The organism is Cellulomonas sp. S1-8 (assembly GCF_026184235.1).
Lineage (GTDB): Bacteria > Actinomycetota > Actinomycetes > Actinomycetales > Cellulomonadaceae > Cellulomonas.
Genome location: NZ_CP110806.1, coordinates 348,806 through 365,819 on the forward strand (window position 1 = coordinate 348,806; position 17,014 = coordinate 365,819).

16 protein-coding genes are annotated in these 17,014 nt (G+C 75.0%); 9 read left to right on the plus strand and 7 right to left on the minus strand.

Going from position 1 to position 17,014, the window contains the following annotated elements:
* Positions 1–6: 6 nt before the first annotated feature.
* Complete coding sequence (locus OKX07_RS01615) at positions 7–735, plus strand: DUF2306 domain-containing protein (protein ID WP_265630119.1); 729 nt, start codon at positions 7–9, stop codon at positions 733–735.
* Between the two features lie 57 nt (positions 736–792).
* Here the strand turns inward: OKX07_RS01615 and OKX07_RS01620 are convergent, their stop codons facing one another.
* Complete coding sequence (locus tag OKX07_RS01620) at positions 793–1,494, minus strand: alpha/beta fold hydrolase (protein ID WP_265630120.1); 702 nt, start codon at positions 1,492–1,494, stop codon at positions 793–795.
* A gap of 111 nt (positions 1,495–1,605) precedes the next feature.
* On the opposite strand from OKX07_RS01620, the gene OKX07_RS01625 reads away from it, so the two are divergent.
* Together OKX07_RS01625 and OKX07_RS01630 are read left to right on the plus strand one after the other, a co-directional pair.
* Entirely contained in the window at positions 1,606–2,010 is a 405-nt protein-coding gene (locus tag OKX07_RS01625; RefSeq protein ID WP_265630121.1) for a cupin domain-containing protein, read from the plus strand.
* Positions 2,011–2,232: 222 nt separating this feature from the next.
* Entirely contained in the window at positions 2,233–3,462 is a 1,230-nt protein-coding gene (locus tag OKX07_RS01630; protein ID WP_265630123.1) for an AI-2E family transporter, read from the plus strand.
* On the opposite strand, the gene OKX07_RS01635 is transcribed toward OKX07_RS01630, so the two are convergent.
* A complete protein-coding gene (locus OKX07_RS01635) occupies positions 3,459–4,436 on the minus strand; it encodes an alpha/beta fold hydrolase (protein WP_265630124.1) in 978 nt (325 codons plus the stop codon). The two genes, OKX07_RS01630 and OKX07_RS01635, sit on opposite strands and share 4 nt — an antisense overlap.
* A gap of 201 nt (positions 4,437–4,637) precedes the next feature.
* Here OKX07_RS01635 and OKX07_RS01640 point away from each other — a divergent pair, with 201 nt between their 5' ends.
* Positions 4,638–6,053 (plus strand): ATP-binding protein, encoded by a 1,416-nt coding sequence (locus OKX07_RS01640; protein WP_265630126.1) that lies wholly within the window; start codon positions 4,638–4,640, stop codon positions 6,051–6,053.
* 65 nt (positions 6,054–6,118) lie between these two features.
* Here the strand turns inward: OKX07_RS01640 and OKX07_RS01645 are convergent, their stop codons facing one another.
* The 4 genes from OKX07_RS01645 to OKX07_RS01660 all read right to left on the minus strand — a co-directional run bounded on the left by OKX07_RS01645 (position 6,119) and on the right by OKX07_RS01660 (position 10,599).
* A complete protein-coding gene (locus OKX07_RS01645; protein ID WP_265630128.1) occupies positions 6,119–8,749 on the minus strand; it encodes a LuxR C-terminal-related transcriptional regulator in 2,631 nt (876 codons plus the stop codon).
* A gap of 131 nt (positions 8,750–8,880) precedes the next feature.
* A complete protein-coding gene (locus tag OKX07_RS01650; RefSeq protein ID WP_265630129.1) occupies positions 8,881–9,492 on the minus strand; it encodes a potassium channel family protein in 612 nt (203 codons plus the stop codon).
* Positions 9,493–9,733: 241 nt separating this feature from the next.
* Positions 9,734–10,000 carry a hypothetical protein gene (locus tag OKX07_RS01655; protein WP_265630131.1) on the minus strand — a complete coding sequence of 89 codons (267 nt, stop codon included), beginning with the start codon at positions 9,998–10,000 and terminating at the stop codon, positions 9,734–9,736.
* Between the two features lie 164 nt (positions 10,001–10,164).
* Positions 10,165–10,599 carry a hypothetical protein gene (locus OKX07_RS01660; protein WP_265630133.1) on the minus strand — a complete coding sequence of 145 codons (435 nt, stop codon included), beginning with the start codon at positions 10,597–10,599 and terminating at the stop codon, positions 10,165–10,167.
* A 230-nt stretch (positions 10,600–10,829) separates the two neighbouring features.
* On the opposite strand from OKX07_RS01660, the gene OKX07_RS01665 reads away from it, so the two are divergent.
* The 5 genes from OKX07_RS01665 (at position 10,830) to OKX07_RS01685 (ending at position 15,270) form a co-directional block, all read left to right on the plus strand.
* Complete coding sequence (locus OKX07_RS01665; RefSeq protein WP_265630135.1) at positions 10,830–11,273, plus strand: DUF6325 family protein; 444 nt, start codon at positions 10,830–10,832, stop codon at positions 11,271–11,273.
* Positions 11,274–11,329: 56 nt separating this feature from the next.
* Positions 11,330–11,653 (plus strand): SHOCT domain-containing protein, encoded by a 324-nt coding sequence (locus OKX07_RS01670; RefSeq protein WP_265630137.1) that lies wholly within the window; start codon positions 11,330–11,332, stop codon positions 11,651–11,653.
* A 40-nt stretch (positions 11,654–11,693) separates the two neighbouring features.
* Entirely contained in the window at positions 11,694–12,146 is a 453-nt protein-coding gene (locus OKX07_RS01675) for an SHOCT domain-containing protein (RefSeq protein WP_265630138.1), read from the plus strand.
* 111 nt (positions 12,147–12,257) lie between these two features.
* Entirely contained in the window at positions 12,258–14,417 is a 2,160-nt protein-coding gene (locus OKX07_RS01680; RefSeq protein ID WP_265630140.1) for an alkaline phosphatase family protein, read from the plus strand.
* Positions 14,418–14,586: 169 nt separating this feature from the next.
* Positions 14,587–15,270, plus strand: coding sequence for a hypothetical protein (locus tag OKX07_RS01685; RefSeq protein WP_265630141.1), 684 nt, complete (start codon positions 14,587–14,589; stop codon positions 15,268–15,270).
* A gap of 42 nt (positions 15,271–15,312) precedes the next feature.
* On the opposite strand, the gene OKX07_RS01690 is transcribed toward OKX07_RS01685, so the two are convergent.
* Positions 15,313–16,875 carry an SDR family NAD(P)-dependent oxidoreductase gene (locus OKX07_RS01690; RefSeq protein WP_265630142.1) on the minus strand — a complete coding sequence of 521 codons (1,563 nt, stop codon included), beginning with the start codon at positions 16,873–16,875 and terminating at the stop codon, positions 15,313–15,315.
* Positions 16,876–17,014: the final 139 nt, after the last annotated feature.

A 17,014-nucleotide genomic window follows, 5' to 3' on the forward strand; every position in this document is an offset into this window, starting at 1 on the left:
ATCGCCATGTCCACCACCACCGCTCGTCGCGCAGAGCCACGCACCCGTGGGCGGGTCAGGCGGGGGGCCGGCCTCGCCGTCGTCGGCGTCCTCGCGCTGACCATCGCCGTGATCTCCCTCGTGACCTACGGGACGGCGAGCCTCGACCAGCTCGCAGCGCAGGGCGGCGGCCTCGGTGGTGCGTACGCGCAGGCCGCGCCGTTCTTCCAGGTCGCCCTCTACGTGCACATCGCCACCGCATCGGTCGCGCTCCTGCTCGGACCGCTGCAGCTCTCGAGCACGCTCCGACGACGACGCCCCCGGCTGCACCGCGTCACCGGCCGCGTCTACCTCGTGGCGGTCGGCGTCGGGAGCGTGACGGGCCTGGCGATCCTGCCGGTCAACAGCGCGGGCCTCGTCGGGGTGTTCGGCTTCGGCACGCTCGCCGTGCTGTGGGCCGTCACCGCGACGCGCGCCCTGCGGGCCATCCGCGGCGGGGACGTCGCCGGGCACCAGGCCTGGATGCTGCGCAACTACGCCCTGACGTTCGCCGCGGTGACGCTGCGGCTCTGGACCGCCCTCCTGATGGGCGCGCACATGGCGGTCGCCGGCCCCGGCGCCGACGAGGGAGCCGCGTTCGCGAACGCCTACGCCGCCGTGCCCTTCCTGTGCTGGCTGCCCAACCTGGTGGTCGCCGAGTGGCTGGTGCGCCGCCGGGGACTGCCGTCGTACGCGCTGCCGACGACCCCGGTCTGAACAGTGGGGTGCGCCACTGGCGGGTGCGCGCGGACGGACGACCCGGCGGGGCCCGGGTCACCCAGGTGAACCCGCCCGCCACCCCCGCAGGAGCGCGACGAACTCGGCGGGCCGGGTCGGGTGCACGTCGTGCCCGGCGTCGATCGTCGCCATCGTCCCGGCGGGGAACCGGGCCGCGAGCCGCGCCAGGCGGCCCTGGTCGACGAAGCTCGTCGGTCCGCCGCCGATCACCAGCGTCGGCACCGCGACCTGCCCTGCCCGCCGCCACCACGCGGGCCGTCGCCGGTCGAGCTCGCGCAGCACGGTCGGTCGGACCTCGTGGTCGTACGGCACCGGGCCGCCGGGACGGTCCGGCGGCACCACGCGGACCGGCGGGGACCAGACCGGCGGGGGTGGAGGCGAGTCCTCGACGACGAGCGCCGCGACGAGGTCCGGCCGCGCCTGGGCGAGCACGATCGCCACGACACCGCCCATCGAGTGCCCGACGACGGTCGCCGCCCGCACCCCCAGCAGGTCCATCAGCCGCGCGACGTCGTCGGCCATCTCGGCGAGCGCATAGCTGCCCGGGCGGCCGCTCGCTCCGTGCCCGCGCAGGTCGGGGACCACGAGCCGGTGGTCGGCGACGAGCCGCGGGACCACCGCCTTCCACGAGGACCCGTCGCTGGCCGCGCCCATGCCGTGCAGGAGGACGACGGCGGGAGCGTCCTCGGGACCGTGCAGCTCGTACGCGAGGACGACCCCGGGCAGCTCGACGCGCATGCGGACATGGTGGCAGCCGCGTCGGCAGTGCGTGACGCGACGACGCCGCCCCTCCGCAGGCGGGATCGGCCCGCCCGCTGCAGGATCGACCTCGACACCATCCCCGACGAGGTGAGGTACCCCGTGGAGCACTGGACGATCGCGACCGCCGCGCAGGAGAGCCCGGACTTCCGGCGCGTGCTGTGGACCGGCGAGCACACGCAGCTCGTCATCATGACGATCCCGCCGGGCGGTGAGATCGGCGAGGAGGTCCACGAGGACACCGACCAGATCCTCACGTTCGTGTCCGGGACGGGCAAGGCCATCGTCTCGGGTCAGCAGCGCAACGTCGCGCAGGGCGACCTCGTCGTCGTCCCCGCCGGCCGCACGCACAACTTCCTCAACACGGGCGAGAACCCGCTGATCCTCTACACGGTCTACGGCCCGCCCGACCACGCCGAGGGCGCCGTCCACCACACCAAGGAGGAGGCCGACGCCCTGGAGGAGGCGGGCAAGGACGAGCCGCCCACCGAGTGACGGGCGCGGCGCCGGGCCCCTGGCCCGGCGCCGCCGGCCGTCCACCGGACGCTCCTCCTCGACGCGGCCCGCCCACGGACGGTCGCGCGCTCACCCGTAGCGGCTGATCCGCCACCCGGGCGGCGCGCGGGACCCTGGGACCCGGAGCAGAGGACGGGGTCCCACATGTTCTTCCGCCGTGCCGCACGACCGCCCCGAGGTGCCGCCGTCACGCCGGCGCCCGTGGTGCCGATCCCTGCCCTCCCCCCGGCCGCCGCGTCGTCGCGCGCGCGCTGGATCGTCCCGCTCCTGGTCGGGGCGGTGATCGCCGCGTGGGCGGGCATCCTGCTGTGGCGTGCCGCGTCGGCGATGGGCACGGTGTTCACGATCGTCGCCATCTCATGGTTCCTGTCCCTGGTGCTCGAACCCCCCGTCGGGTGGTTCGTGCGCCGGGGAGCCCGCCGGAGCACGGCCACCGGCGTGGTCGGGCTGGTGTCCCTGATCGGGGTCGTCGCTGTCGCGTGGGTCTTCGGCGATCTCTTCGTCGAGCAGCTCGTCGCGCTCGTCGAGGGCATCCCGGGGGTGCTCGCGGGACTCCGCGAGGCCGCCCAGGACGGTCTCGGCGTGGTCCTGCCCGAGTCCGACGTGCTGGTCTCCGGCGTGGTGCAGCGGTGGGGGGACGAGGTCGCCCTCGCGGTCGTGAGCATCGGCGACTCGATCATCGGGGCGTTGGTGATGGCGAGCTCGGTGCTGCTCGTCACCTACTACATGACGGCTGCCGGCCCGCGGATGCGCGTGGCGATCTGCCGGACGCTGACGCCGCGGCGCCAGGCCCAGGTCCTCCAGCTGTGGGGCATCGCCCAGACCAAGGTCTCGAACTTCATCAGCTCGCGCATCGCCCTGGCGGCGCTGTGCACCGTGTTCACCGGGGTCTTCCTGACGCTCGTCGGCGTCCCGTACGCGCTGCCGCTGGCGCTGTTCACCGGCGTGGTGTCGCAGTTCGTCCCGACCATCGGCACCTACATCGGCGGGGCGGTCCCCATCGCGGTCGCGCTCGTCGAGAGCGTCGGCATGGGCGTCGCGGTGCTGGTCTTCGTCGTCTGCTACCAGCAGGTCGAGAACCTGGTCTTCTCGCCCCGGATCGCCAGGTCCACGATGGAGCTCGACCCCGCCGTGTCCTTCCTCGCGGTCATCTCGTTCGGTGCGGTGTTCGGTGCCCTCGGGGCGTTCCTGGCGCTCCCGGTCGCGGCGACGATCCAGGCGGTCGCGACGACGTACGGGCGACGCCACGACCTCATCGACTCGGCGATGCTCACGGAGACGCCGGTCCGACGTGACGCGGACGCACCGCCCGGGCAGGCGAGCCCGTCGGACGGGCCGCCGGCTCCGACGGGCCGCTCGTGGCGACGGCTGATCCCCCGCCGCCGGGCCCGGTCCGCCGCTGCGCCCGCGCCCTCACCCGAGACGTCCTAGCTCGCGGTCCCGGTGGCGGGGTCCGCCGGCCCCGGCGGGTCGTCCCCGCTCGACCGGCGCGGGGTCAGGGGGCGGGCGGTGCCCGGCTCCGCGGGATCGTCGACGATCTCCTGGTCGGTCAACCACGCCCGGATGACGTTCGCGAGCTGCCCGGGGTGGCTGAAGTTGATGGCGTGCGCCGCGCCCTGGATCAGCACGACGGCGATGTGGTCGTGCGCCAGCACCTGGACCTCGCGGACCCGGCGCGGCCCGGGCATGAGCGGGTCACGGTCCCCGAGCACGGCGATCGTCGGGACCGGCACGGTCACGAGGCGTTCGAGCGCGGGGAAGCGCGTGAGCTCCTGGAAGGTCCGCAGGGCGTTGACGGCTCCGAAGTCGACGTAGTCCGGTACCGCGACGCGGGCCATGTGCCTGCTCTCGCGTCCGACGTCCGCCGCCAGCTGCCGCAGCGCGCGGGGCAGCGGCTGGTTCTGCAGGCCGCCGGCCGGCGACACGAGGACGAGGCGGTGCACGCGCCCCGGGTCGGCGTGCGCGACCTCGAGCGAGACCGCGCAGCCCATCGAGTTGCCCACCAGGACGACCTTGTCCATGCCGAGCCCGTCGAGGATCCCCTGGAGGTTCCGCGCGAGCTCGGGGATCCCCAGCGGGCGCGGCGTCCGTCCGCTGCGTCCGTACCCCGGCAGGTCCGGGACGACGTTCGTGCCCAGGTCGACGAGCCGGCGAGCCGTCGGCATGAGGTAGGAGCCCGAGATCGCGAACCCGTGCACGTGCACGATCGGCACGCCGTCGGACGTCGGGCCCTGCCGGTAGAACACGCGTACGCCGTCGACGTCCAGCCACCCCTCGTGCCAGCCCTCGTCGTCGGCCGTCGTCCGGGACCGTGCGGGGCCCGCAGGCCGCCGGCGCACGACACGGGGGAGGGGGGACCGCCACGACGGCACCGGCATGAGGCTCCCCTCCCGTGCACGGTCCACGCGCACCCGCGGACCGTCCCTCGACGCTCGCACGGTGCGCGGCCCGTCGCCTCACGCGGTGCGGGTGAGTGGCTGCGGCGGGGTGACGCCGCACGGCGCCGAGTCATCCGTCGGGGGTGACGCCCGCGGCGGCACCGCCGCACGAGGCTGACGAGGGACCCGCCCGATCTCCGGGTGCCGACGGACACGGAGGTGGCGGACATGACGACGAACCCGGGGGCACGATCTGCGGAGGCGACGTCGCTGGACGGGCGCACGTTCACCTTCGAGACCGACCGTGCGGTCCCGTTCCGCGCGGGGGACATGGTGCTGCTGCGCGCGGCCGGGGCCGCCGCGCTCGGGCAGGTGAGGCGGACCACGGCAGGTACCCACGGCGGGACGTCGCACGGCGAGGGGGCGGTCCTCATGGCGCTCGACGCCGACGGTGCGCCGGTCCGTGGTGAGGTGCCACCGTTCCTCGACGCGACGATCGACGGCGCGCCGGCCTCGCTGCTCGCGGCCTTCCAGCATGCGGCCGGTGCGACGCTCCCGGTCGGCTCGTGGCGTGGCAGCACGGTCGACGCGGTCGCGCTGCTGCGCGCCGGAGGCTTCAACCGGCACACGTTCCTGTGCGGTCAGAGCGGTTCCGGCAAGACCTACGCGCTCGGGGTCCTGCTCGAGCAGCTGCTGCTGGCGACGGATCTGCGCCTGGTCGTCCTCGACCCGAACGCCGACTTCGTGCGGCTCGGCGAGGTGCGCCCCGACGCACCCGGGCCGGCGTCCGACCGTCTGGGTGGCGGCGCCGTCCGTGTGCTGCGGGCCGACGGCTCCGGCGGTGAGCCGCTGCGCATGCGCTTCGCGACGATGCCGGCGCGGGCCCAGGCGGCGCTGCTGCAGCTCGACCCCGTCGCCGACCGGGGCGAGTACAGCCAGTTCCTGCGCACGGTCGCGTCACTGAAGGACGGGAGCGTCCCGCACCTCGTGGCCCACCTGCTCGACGGGTCCGCCGACGAGCGTGCGCTCGGGCAGCGCATCGAGAACCTCGGGATGCAGGACTGGGAGGTCTGGGCCCGCGACCTGCCGTCGGCGGCCGAGGTCATCCGCGAGGGGCCGCGTGCGACGGTCCTGGACCTCGGCGGCTTCCACCACCCGCTGGAGCCGCTCGCCGTGAGCCTCGACGTCCTGGAGGACCTCTGGGCGCGGCGCGCGGAGCGGGTCCCGACGCTCGTCGTCATCGACGAGGCGCACAACCTGTGCTCCGCCGAGCCGGGGGTCGCCGTCCAGGAGCGCGTGACCGAGCGGATCGCGCAGATCGCCGCCGAGGGGCGCAAGTACGGGCTCTGGCTGCTGCTGTCGACCCAACGACCCTCGAAGATCCACCCGCAGGTGCTCTCGCAGTGCGACAACCTGGCGCTCATGCGGATGAACTCGACCGCCGACCTCGACGAGCTCGCGGCGGTGTTCGGGTTCGTCCCCCCGGCGATGCTGCAGGCGTCCCCGCACTTCCTCCAGGGCGAGATGCTCCTCGCCGGTGCGTTCGTCCCGGTCCCCACGCTGGCGCGGGTGGGTGCGCGCCTGACCTTCGAGGGCGGGTCCGACGTCCCCGTGCCGCTGAGTGGTCTCACCCGCCACGGGTGAGACCGGGCCCGGACCCACGCCGACGGGCCGGCCGACGACGCCCGGCCCCGGGCGGCCGACGACGCTCAGCCGACGCGGGACGGTGCGTGGCTCGGCTCGTGCGGGACCCGGGCGTCGGCGTCGCCGGCCAGCAGGATGCCGAGCTCCCAGGCCCGTCGCACGGCCTCGTTGCGGCGCGAGGCCCCGAGCTTGCGCAGGATGCTGCGGACGTGCGTGCGCACCGTGTTCACGGAGACGTACATCGTCGCGGCGATCTCCTCGGTGTTCAGCAGGCCGGCCAGGAGGCCGAGGACCTCCGTCTCCTTGAGGGTCAGCGGCTCACGGAGCGGGCGCACCGCCACCGGGTCGCCCTGCGGACGGTGCGGGGCCGCGGCGCGCGGGAGCGCCTGCTGCTGTGCGCCCGGGGGCGCCGTGGGCTGCAGCCACGGGTGGCGGACGGCCACGCAGTCCAGCTCGAGCAGCAGCCGCCGCACCACCGGTGAGGACTCGTCGAAGGGCGCCCGCAGCCGCGTGGGTGCCGCGAGGCGGAGCGCCCGCTCGAGCACGGCGGTGGCCGTCGCCAGGTCTCCCGACTCGGCGGCTCGCGCGGCCTCGGCGAGCCAGGTCGTCACCTTCTGGCCGAGAGCCGACGTCGTGACCGCGTCGGGTGCGCGACCCGTGTCGCCCGCCCCGGCCGGTGCCCGGCGCACGGGGACGAGGCTGTGGCGGCGGAGGGGTTCGGCGGCTGCCGCGGCGGGCGCCGCGCCCTGCCGAGCCGGCGGTACCGCGGGGACGTCGTCCGCGGGGGGCACGGTCGCGGCCTCGAGCCACAGCTCGAGCCAGCTCGGCAGGTGGTCCGTGGGTGCGGCGCCCGGGCCCGCTCGATCTGCCCGGTCCGGCGGGACGAGCAGCCGCGCGTGCACGAGCGTCAGGACCGCCGCCGTGACCTCGTCCCGCTCCTCGTGGGCCGCGGCGGCACCGCGCTCGAGCCGGCGTGCGGCCTCGGCCTCGAGCGCACCCATCCCGGACCAGGCCCCGGTCACGGCCGCGGCGGTCGACGACGGCGCGAGCCCGTCGCGCACCGCGCGCACCGTCGCGTCGGCGCGCAGCAGCAGGTCCGCCCCGGTCCGGAGCCGTCCGGCCGCGGCGTCGATCACGGCGACGGCCCGCAGCGACGTCGCCAGCAGCTCCTCGCAGCCGGGCGACTCCGCGGCCTGCGTCGCGAGCACGAGCTGCTCGCGCGCGGCGGGGGTGTCACCCCGGAGCAGCAGCAGACGGCCGCGGCACAGTGCCAGGAGCGCCGGGATCTCGGGGTGCGCGGCGAGCGTGTGCGGGTCGAGCCGACCGCACAGCCGGTCCGCGTGCGCGAGCGCGGTCAACCCCCCGTCCGGGTCGGACCCGAGGTAGGCGCGGTGGGCATCGAGGATGACGACCGCGAGGCGTCGCGAGACCTGCACCCCGTCCGCGCGCCCGTGGTGGTCGAGGATCGCGGGCTCCGTGGCGACGGCCTGCACGGCGCCGTCGGGCACGACCGCAGCAGCGGGCGGGTACCGTCGCCCGGCGTCGGCCAGGTCCGCGGCCGCCGCGTGGCGCCGGGCCTCGTGCGGCCGGTCGTGCCGTGCGTACCAGTCGGCGGCGCGCCGGTGCAGGTGAGGCACCAGGGCCGGGCGCTCGTAGGCGAGCTGAGCACGCAGGAACTCCCGGAAGAGCGACTGGTAGCGGAAGCCGTCCGGGGAGCCGGGCACCGGTTCGATGAACGCGTTGCCGTGCGACATGAACTCGAGCACGCGGTCACGGGCGGGGACACCGGCGAGCGCCTCCACGAGCCCGGGGTGCAGGTCGTCGACGATGCTCGTCCGCAGCAGCACCTCGCGCACGTCGGCCGGCCGGGCCTCGAGCACCTCCCGCACGAAGTAGGCCGCCAGGCCGCCGCGCAGCTCCCGGACCGCCTGCTCGGTGTCGTACCGTCCCGCGAGCGCCATCGCCGCGCAGCGCAACCCGACCGCCCAGCCGCCGGTGAGCGCGAGCAGGGTGGCAGCGCCCTCGTCGCTCAGGTGCAGGCCGTAGGCCCGCAGGAGATCCGCCTGCTCGCCCGCGTCGAACGCCAGGTCGGACTCGCGGACCTCGGTGACGACGCCGTCCCGCCGGTACCGGTGCAGCGGGAGCAGCGGGTCCGTGCGGGTGAGCACCACGAGCCGCAGCCGGCCGCCGGTGCGGCGCAGGAGCTCGCCGACCGCGGTGGCGGGACCGCGCTGGTCGAGCGGGTCGGCCTCGTCCAGCACGAGGACGAGAGGCTGGGCCCGGTGTGCTATGCCGCTTGCCAGCAGCTCGGGCATCCCGTCACGGAGCTCTGCGGCGCCCGCGCGCGGTCCGCGCGGGCCCAGGTCGAGGCCGGCGTCGACGAGGCTCTCGGTGACCGCCGCCCAGAAGTCCCTCGGCCGATGGTCCGTCTCGTCCATCGTGATCCAGGCGACGGGGCCCGGGGCATCGCCTCGAGCGGCCCAGGACGACACGAGCGTCGTCTTGCCCGTCCCGGCGGACGCGCTCACGAGCGTCAGCGGACCGCGCACGCCACGTGCCACGAGCTCGACGAGGCGTTCCCGCGGCACGAGGTCGGGCGGCACGGCCGGCACCGCGTACCGGATCGACCGCGCGTGGGCTCGCGCCGCCGCCGTCACCGCTGCCGGCGGCTCGGTGGACGTCTGGTCCTGGGTCATGTCCGCTCCTCCGTCGTCGACGACCCACGACCACCGTCCGGCACGGGTGCGGCGGCGAGCGTCGGCATGCCCCTCCACGGCGGCGCGTCCACCCCCTTCCCCGACGCGCCGCCGACTGCGTCGCCCCACGATCAGTCAGGCACGACGAGCCGGGCCTCCCCCGTCGCGGGTGAGTTCTGCGGTCGACCTGCCGGGGCGGGCGCGTCCTCGACGTCCGTGCCGTGGCTCGTGCCGAGGCTCGTGAGAACCCGCAGGGCCGTGCCGACGTAGACGAGGTTCACGAGCATCTGCGCCGTGACCACCAGCCGTGCGAACGTCCCCACCGCGGTGATGTCACCGAACCCCACGGTCGCGATGACCGTCACGGTGAAGTAGAGCGCGTCCGTCTGGGTCTCGATGCCGTCGAACTGCTCGGGCGCCTGGAGCGCGATCACGTTGTACGTGACGGCGAAGAGCAGGACCAGGACGTAGAGCACGGTGAGCACGGCCTCGGCGCGCGCCGCGACCGTGCGGTCGGCCTGTGCCGCCCGCAGGCTGCGCCGCACCAGGAGCACGAACCCGACGAGCGCGACCGCCGAGCCCGCCCAGCGCGCCCCGGTGGCGACGTCGTGGAACGGCCCGTGAGCCGGCAGCGCGTAGTAGCAGAGGGTGAGCAGCACGAGCGTGAGGCTCGTCCGTCCCAGGAACCTCAGGACGAGGTGCGCGGTGCCGCGCCGCGCCGCGACCGGCGGGGCGGCGGTCATCGCGGGCCCGGGTCGGCAGGCGAGGGGACCCACCGTGCTCGGACGAGCGACAGTCCCCGTGCCGCGACCATCGACGCGATGTCGTCGGGCCCCTGTCCCGGGGGGAGGTGCACCGAGAAGACCGTGACGAGGGGGACCGACGCGCATGCCGAGCTGCCGAGCCAGCAGCAGCCCGCCGGGCCGGGGTCCCCGATCACCCGCAGCTCGTAGCCCGGACCGGACGGCTGCCGGCGGGACCCGCTCACGACGAGGGCCCTGCCGCGTCGTCCCGCACGGCGGTCGCGCGGTCCTCCAGCGGCCGCAGGTCGGGAACCCGGCGGACCTCGAGGAGCTCGAGCCCGAGCGCCCGCACCCGCGCGAGGAGCCCGAACAGCGCGGCCTCGTCGGGGAGGTCGCCGTACAGGACGACGCTGGCCCGCTCGGTCGCGACCGACACCGCCCCGAGGTGGCGCAGGTCGTCGAGGGACACCACTCCGGCCACCGACACCTCGTACGTCCCCCCGGTCATCCCCCGACAGTGCGCCCCGCCGGGCCGCGGGGCGTCATCCGGCCAGGGTGAGGAGACGCACGGGGCCCGACACGCGAGAGGCGCCGCGCACCCGGGGTGCGCGACGAGGGCACCTTCCCCCAGGCCTTCACCCACCTGGCACTGATCGACGCGGTCGCGCCAGGTCAGTAGTCCAGCGGGGCGGACCTGCGTCCGCGCGCGGTGAGCGCCCAGATGATGAAGACGTCGAGCGCGATGATGGTGAGCGCCCAGAACGGGTAGTACGGGATGAACGCGAAGTTGGCCAGCGCGCTGGTCGCGGCGAGGATCACGCCGACCACGCGGGCCCAGGTCTTGTCGGCGAGCAGGGCGAACCCCGCGCACAGGACCAGCAGCCCGAGCACGAGGTGGATCCACCCCCACGTCGTGAGGTCGAACTGCGCGACGTACCGCGGCGTCACGACGTAGAAGTCGTCCTGGAAGAGCGCGACCGAGCCCTGGATCGCGTGGAACGCCCCGATCATGATCATCAGCACGGCTGCGAACGCGGTCCCTCCGACGGCCGCGTCGCTCGCCGGTGCCTCGACCTGCTGGTCGCGCGTTCTCGTCTGCTCGCTCATGACCGAGTTCCTCTCGTCCGTCGTGCGCCCTGTCCTGCTCCCGTGGATCGTCGCGATCCCGGGCGGTCGCTGTCGTCGTGCGCGCTGGATGAGATCGCGCGGCAGGTGGCGAGCCGGCGGGGCCGGGCTGCACGGGGACGCCGTTCTCATCCGCCTCGGATGATGTCCCGGGGTACCGGGCGCCCGACGCTGGAGCTCCAGTACCGGACGAGTGCATCGAGGTGGTCGGCGTGACGATCGAGGACCTGGGGGACGTGGGGCCGATCGACTACATGGTGGTCGAGTTCCCCGAGAACCGGATGACAGGTGAGGGACTGCCTCTGCTCGTCGACCTCGTGGACCGTCAGATCATCCGGGTCCTCGACCTGGTCTTCGTGCGCAAGGACCTCGACGGCACCGTGAGCGGGATCGTCCTGGCCGACCTGGACGCCGACGGCGACCTCGACCTGACCGTCTTCGAGGGAGTGTCGTCGGGGCTGCTGGGCCAGGACGAGGTCGACGAGGCCGGTGCGGTGCTCGAGCCCGGGAGCGCCGGCGGCATCCTCGTCTACGAGAACCGGTGGGCCGCGCCGTTCGCCGCCGCCCTGCGCCGCGGGGGCGCGCAGCTCGTGGCCCACGGCCGCATCCCCGTGCAGGCGCTGCTCGCCGCCGAGGAAGCCAAGGAGCCGGTCTGAGCCTCGGGCGCAGACGTCGTCACCCCCTCACCCAGCCAAGGAAGGGAGCGCCCACCATGGGGCTGCTTCGAGGAGTCGCACGTACCGCGGTGGTCGCGGGGACCGCCACCGCCGTGTCCAACCGGGTGTCCCGTCGTCAGGCAGGTCGCTGGGCCGCGCAGGACGCGGGCCAGGCGCAGGAGGCCCCGCCTGCCGGCGCGCAGCAGCCGGTCTACGCCCAGCCCGTCGACGTCCAGCAGGCTCCCGCGCCCGCAGCCGCGGAACCGGTCGACATGAGCACCAAGCTCGCGCAGCTCAAGGACCTGGGGCAGCTGAAGGAGCAGGGCGTCCTCAGCGACGCCGAGTTCGAGGCCGAGAAGAGCCGCATCCTCGCGCAGTGACCGTCCGGCCACCCACCTGAGCACAGCGAAAGGGATCATCATGTCGACGTTCTGGGATGTCCTGTGGTTCATCTGCATCACGTACCTGTTCGTGGCCTACCTGATGGCGTTGTTCCACGTCCTGGGCGACCTGTTCCGGAACGAGAAGATGGGCGGGTTCGCGAAGGCGCTGTGGACCATCGGCCTGATCTTCGTCCCGATCCTCTCCCTGCTGCTCTACTTCGTCGTCCACGGCAGGGCCATGGCGGAGCGCGCGACGGAGTACATGATCGCGGCCAAGGCGAGCCAGGACGCCTACATCCGCGAGGTCGCCCAGGCGGCACCTGCCGGGGGCGGCGCGAGCCCGGTGGAGCAGGTGGCGCAGGCCAAGGCCCTCCTCGACGCGGGCGCGATCTCCCCCGAGGAGTTCCAGGCGATCAAGGCGTCGGCGCTGAGCGGCGCGATCGCACCGGCCGCCTCGCGGTCCTCGCGGTCGTCCGTGAACGCAGGGTGACCGCGGACCCCTCGTCCTAGCCCGCCGCGCGGTCGACGCCGTCGGCCCCTCCCGCCCTGCGCTCGCGGCGGGAGCGGCCGACGGCGACGCGCGTCGCAGGAGGTGTCGCACATGCACGAGCCCCCGGATCGACGACGACGAGGGCTGCGCGGGGCGGACGTCGCGTCGGCGGTGGGGTCGCTGGCCTCGACCGCGGTCGCGCTGCTCGCGGTGGCGGCACTGTCGGACAGCCTCCGGCTGGGCGTCGTCGAGGCCGTCGGGGTCGCCGTCCTCGTCGCGGTCCTCGACCTGGTCGCCCGGCCGGTCCTGCGGCTGCTCGCGCACCGGGGCGGGGCGGGCGTCGCCCTCCTCCTCGGACTCACGGTGCAGCTGGGGGCCGTGCTGCTCGCGCTGCGCGTGGTGACGCGCGACTCGGCCGTCCCGGTGCGCACGGCGGCCGTGACGCTGCTCGTGGTCGGTCTGACGGGGGCGGTCGTGCGGTGGTGCCTCGCCTCGGGCGACCACGAGTACGTCGTCGCCGACCTGGTCGCGCGGGCGCGACGGCACGACCCGTCGCGGGGTCGGTCCGGCGCGGCGGGACGGCCGGGCGTCGTCATCGTGCAGATCGACGGGCTGCCGTACCCCCTGCTCGACCAGGGCGTCGTCTCGGGCAACCTCCCGACGCTGGCGCGGTGGGTGCGGTCGGGGCGGTACACGGCGCAGCCGTGGTGGGTGCGGGTGCCCTCCACGACCCCGGCCAGCCAGGCCGGGCTGCTGCACGGGTGCAACGACGGGATCCCCGCGTTCCGGTGGTACGACCCCGAGCTGGGCCGGCTCGTCGTCGCCAACCGGCCCGCCGACGCCGCCCTCATCGAGCAGCGGCTGTCCGACGGCGCAGGGCTGCTCGCCGAGGGCGGCGTGAGCATCGGGAACCTCTTCTCGGGCGACGCGCCCACGAACCTCCTGGTGATGAGCCGCGCGGGCCGACGGGGAGGTCTCGGCCCGGGCGGGGCCTACCTCCGGTTCTTCGCCAGCCCGTTCGTCCTCGCGCGGGCGACGCTCTCGACCGTGGGGGAGATGGTCAAGGAGCTGTTCCAGGCGCGGCAGCAGCGTGCCCGCGGCATCGAGCCCCGCACGCACCGGGGGTGGGACTACGTCGTGCTCCGGGGACTGACGAACGCGCTGATGCGTCACCTGACCGTCGGGCTGGTCGCCGACCAGATGGTGCGAGGTGCGCCCGTGATCTACGTGAACTTCGTCGACTACGACGAGATCGCCCACCACGCGGGCCCGGCGCGCCGGGAGTCGCTCGACGCGCTCGCGGGGATCGACCGGGTCCTGCGGACCCTCGAGGAGATCCTGCCCGCAGCGGGCCGCGACTACCGGTTCGTCGTCCTGTCCGACCACGGCCAGTCGCAGGGGCCGACGTTCCGCCAGCTCACCGGCCGGTCGCTCGAGGACGTCGTCCGCGGGCTGACGACCGTCGACCCGGACGGCGCCGTCGCGGCGACCGGCGACGCGGAGAGCTGGGGCCAGCTCAACACCCTGCTGGCCGACGTCCTCTCGGCGTCGCCCGTCACCTCCCCCCTGGCCGAGCGGCACGCGCGCAGGGCGTCGCGCGGCGGCACCGGGGCCGGGACCGACGCCCGGGGACGGCGCGGCCAGGGTCCGCCCGCGGTGTGCGACCTCGTCGTGGCCGCCTCCGGGTGCCTGGGCCTCGTGTGGTTCCCCGCCGCCGCGGGCCGCGACCTCGAGGACCTGCGCTCGCGTCATCCGGCGCTGGTCCCGGGCCTGCTCGCGGAGCCGGCCGTCGGGTTCGTCGTCGTGCGCAGCTCCCAGGGTCCGCTCGCGCTGTCGACGACGGGCGTGCACGTGCTGCGCACCGGGACGGTGACCGGCGAGGACCCGCTCGCGGACTACGGGCCCGACGCCTGCCGCGACCTGCTGCGCGTGGCCTCGATGGTCGAGGCCCCCGACGTCCTGGTGCACTCGACGGTCGACCCCTCGACCGGGGAGGTCCACGCGTTCGAGGAGCTCGTGGGGTCGCACGGGGGGCTGGGCGGGGACCAGAACCACGCCGTCCTGCTGCACCCGGCGGAGTGGCCGCTGGCGCAGGACGGCTCGGATCCCGACGGCCGGCACGTGCTGCGCGGCGCCGACGCCGTCCACCGGCAGCTGGTCCGCTGGCTCGAGGACGCCGGGCTGCGGACGGTGGGCGTCGACGGCCGGCGCGACGACGTCCCGTCCACCGTGCCGAGGACGTCGACCTCGACGGTCGATCCCGCCTCGTGAGACGAGGCCGTCGCGAGACCGGGCTGAGTCAGCGATGAGCTCCTGGTACGACGACTCAGCCCGGTCTCGTCGAGGCGCCGTCCCAGGACGTGGTCCTCGGCCGGCCGTTCCTCACGCGGCGCGTCGTGGCCGACCGGCGCTCACCTGAGACATGCGTACGGTGGCCGCCATGGCCACCCGACCCGCGGACGACGTCACCTCGCGCGCCGACGTCGCGACTGACCCCCTGGCGCCCCTGCGCGACGCGGACCGCCGCGCCCGCCGGATCGCCACGGCCACCGTCGGCGGCACCCTCGTCGGGATGGCCGCGGCCGCGACCATCCCGCTGTGGTCCGCGCAGGAGCGCCTGCGGCCGGTCCTGTCGGCCGGCGACGTCCGGCAGGCGGTGCTCTGGGAGTGGGACCTCGGCCTGCACGACGGGTGGTGGGCGTTCGGGCTGGTCCTCCTCGTGCCGTGCCTCATGGTCGCGGCGGGTGCGGTCGTCGCGCGGCGCCGGCTCACGCGGGCGTCAGGCGCGGACGCCTTCCGCTCGGCGACGACACCTGCCGCCGGACCCGGCCAGGGTGGGGTCACGGCCGCTCAGCGTGAGGCGCGGGAGCGGGGCCGGCGCGGGAGGATCCGCACGCAGCAGGGCCACGTCGTCGCGCGCGAGCGCCGGGCCCTGAGCGTCTGGACGACCCTCGGTGGGACGTTCGCGCTGGTCCTGGGGACGTGGTTCGGCACGGCGCTCGCGGTCTCCGCGTCCGGCCTGCGGGCCACGACGGCGGGGGTCTGGCTCACGGCGGCGTCGTGGTGGGTCGTCCTGGTCCCGCTGGCCCTGTGGGGCGTGCTCACCACGGCCCGTCGGCGCTGACCTCCCGGCGCCGCAGGACGCACGCGGGCGGCCGCCCCCGCGTCACCACTGCGAGCGGGCGTAGTCCTTCAAGAAGCAGCCGTACAGGTCCTCGCCGGCCTCGCCGCGGACGATCGGGTCGTACACCCGCGCGGCGCCGTCGACCAGGTCGAGGGGGGCGTGGAATCCCTCCTCGGCGAGCCGGACCTTGGTGTAGTGGGGGCGCTCGTCGGTGATCCAGCCGGTGTCGACGGCGGTCATGAGGATGCCGTCGTCCAGCATCTCGGCCGCGCTGGTGCGCGTGAGCATGTTGAGCGCTGCCTTGCTCATGTTGGTGTGCGGGTGGCCGGGGCCCTTGTAGCCGCGGGAGAACACGCCCTCCATCGCGGAGACGTTGACGATGTACGTGCGGCGGGCGGGCGATGCCGCGAGGGCGGGTCGCAGGCGGCTGATGAGGATGAACGGCGCGGTCTGGTTGCAGAGCTGGACCTCGAGCAGCTCCATGGGGTCGACCTGCTCGACGGTCGCGACCCAGCTGTTGGTCTCGGCGACGTCGGGGATCAGGCCGCCCGCGTCGATCGACGTGCCGGCGACGAGCCGCTCGAGGGACGCGGCCTGCGCCGTCAGGGACTGGGCGACGAGCTCGTCGGCGTCGCGGGCCGCGCGCTCGATCGCCAGCGCCGGGCTGGACAGCTCGCTGACGGACCCGGCCAGCGCTCGCGGGTGCGCGTCGCTGGTGTGCCCGAACGTCGTGATCATGCGCGCGGCCTCGGCCGGCAGCGGCGCCGACTCGGCGTCGGCGATCCGCGAGTACGCGCCCGGGAGCCGCCGCACGGTCTGCGCGGCGTTGTTGATGAGGACGTCCAACGGGCCCTGCGCGGCGACGTGGTCCGCGAGCGAGACGACCTGCGCCGGGTCGCGCAGGTCGATCCCGACGACGTGCAGCCGGTCCAGCCAGTCGGCCGCGTCGTCCATAGCGCTGAACCGCCGGACGGCGTCGCGCGGGAACCGGGTCGTGATCGTCAGGTCGGCGCCGTCGCGCAGCAGGCGCAGCGCGATGTACATGCCGATCTTGGCGCGGCCCCCGGTGAGCAGCGCGCGGCGGCCCGTCAGGTCCGTGCGGGCGTCCCGCTTGGCGTGGTGCAGGGCCGCGCACGGCGGGCAGAGCTGGTGGTAGAACGCGTCGACGACCGTGTAGTCCTGCTTGCAGACGTAGCAGGCGCGCGCCCGCAGCAGGGTGCCGGCGGTCGCGGCCGTCGTCGCGGACGTCAGGCCCAGGCCGTTGGTCTCGTCGTCGATGCGCCCCGGGCTCCCGGTGGCGGTCGCCGCGACGACGGCGGCGTCGGCCTCGGCGATCAGCCGCCGCTTCTCACCCCGCCGGTGCTTCTTGGCGGCCTTGAACAGCGACGACGACGCGCGCCGGGCCGCCGCGTGCTGCGGGTGCTCCTGCGGCAGGACGGCGACCTGGTCCATGACCCGCAGGAACGTCGCGAAGTCGCCCGGGGTGACGCCGGGCTGCTCGGGCTGCGTGGCCTGCTCGGGCTCAGTGGCCTCGGAGGTGGCACCGGGGGTGCCGTCCGGGGCGTCGTCGGCGTGCTGCGCCGGCGTGCTCGTCTGCGCGCTCATGCGCCGTCCGTCCTGCGTGGGGTGGGCCCGCGCGGGGTCGCAGGCCCGGAGAATTCTACGCGGCCCCGCGTCGGGACGGGTCCTGCCGGCCCGCGTTCACCCCGTGACCGTGACCATGACCGTGACGGCGCGGCACGGC

Bases quoted from the DNA above. Each gene is read 5' to 3' on its own strand.
- OKX07_RS01615 (WP_265630119.1), top strand. From the start codon at position 7: ATGTCCACCACCACCGCTCGTCGCGCAGAGCCACGCACCCGTGGGCGG.
- OKX07_RS01620 (WP_265630120.1), bottom strand. From the start codon at position 1,494: ATGCGCGTCGAGCTGCCCGGGGTCGTCCTCGCGTACGAGCTGCACGGT.
- OKX07_RS01640 (WP_265630126.1), top strand. From the start codon at position 4,638: ATGACGACGAACCCGGGGGCACGATCTGCGGAGGCGACGTCGCTGGAC.
- OKX07_RS01645 (WP_265630128.1), bottom strand. From the start codon at position 8,749: ATGACCCAGGACCAGACGTCCACCGAGCCGCCGGCAGCGGTGACGGCG.
- OKX07_RS01650 (WP_265630129.1), bottom strand. From the start codon at position 9,492: ATGACCGCCGCCCCGCCGGTCGCGGCGCGGCGCGGCACCGCGCACCTC.
- OKX07_RS01655 (WP_265630131.1), bottom strand. From the start codon at position 10,000: ATGACCGGGGGGACGTACGAGGTGTCGGTGGCCGGAGTGGTGTCCCTC.
- OKX07_RS01660 (WP_265630133.1), bottom strand. From the start codon at position 10,599: ATGAGCGAGCAGACGAGAACGCGCGACCAGCAGGTCGAGGCACCGGCG.
- OKX07_RS01670 (WP_265630137.1), top strand. From the start codon at position 11,330: ATGGGGCTGCTTCGAGGAGTCGCACGTACCGCGGTGGTCGCGGGGACC.
- OKX07_RS01675 (WP_265630138.1), top strand. From the start codon at position 11,694: ATGTCGACGTTCTGGGATGTCCTGTGGTTCATCTGCATCACGTACCTG.
- OKX07_RS01680 (WP_265630140.1), top strand. From the start codon at position 12,258: ATGCACGAGCCCCCGGATCGACGACGACGAGGGCTGCGCGGGGCGGAC.
- OKX07_RS01685 (WP_265630141.1), top strand. From the start codon at position 14,587: ATGGCCACCCGACCCGCGGACGACGTCACCTCGCGCGCCGACGTCGCG.
- OKX07_RS01690 (WP_265630142.1), bottom strand. From the start codon at position 16,875: ATGAGCGCGCAGACGAGCACGCCGGCGCAGCACGCCGACGACGCCCCG.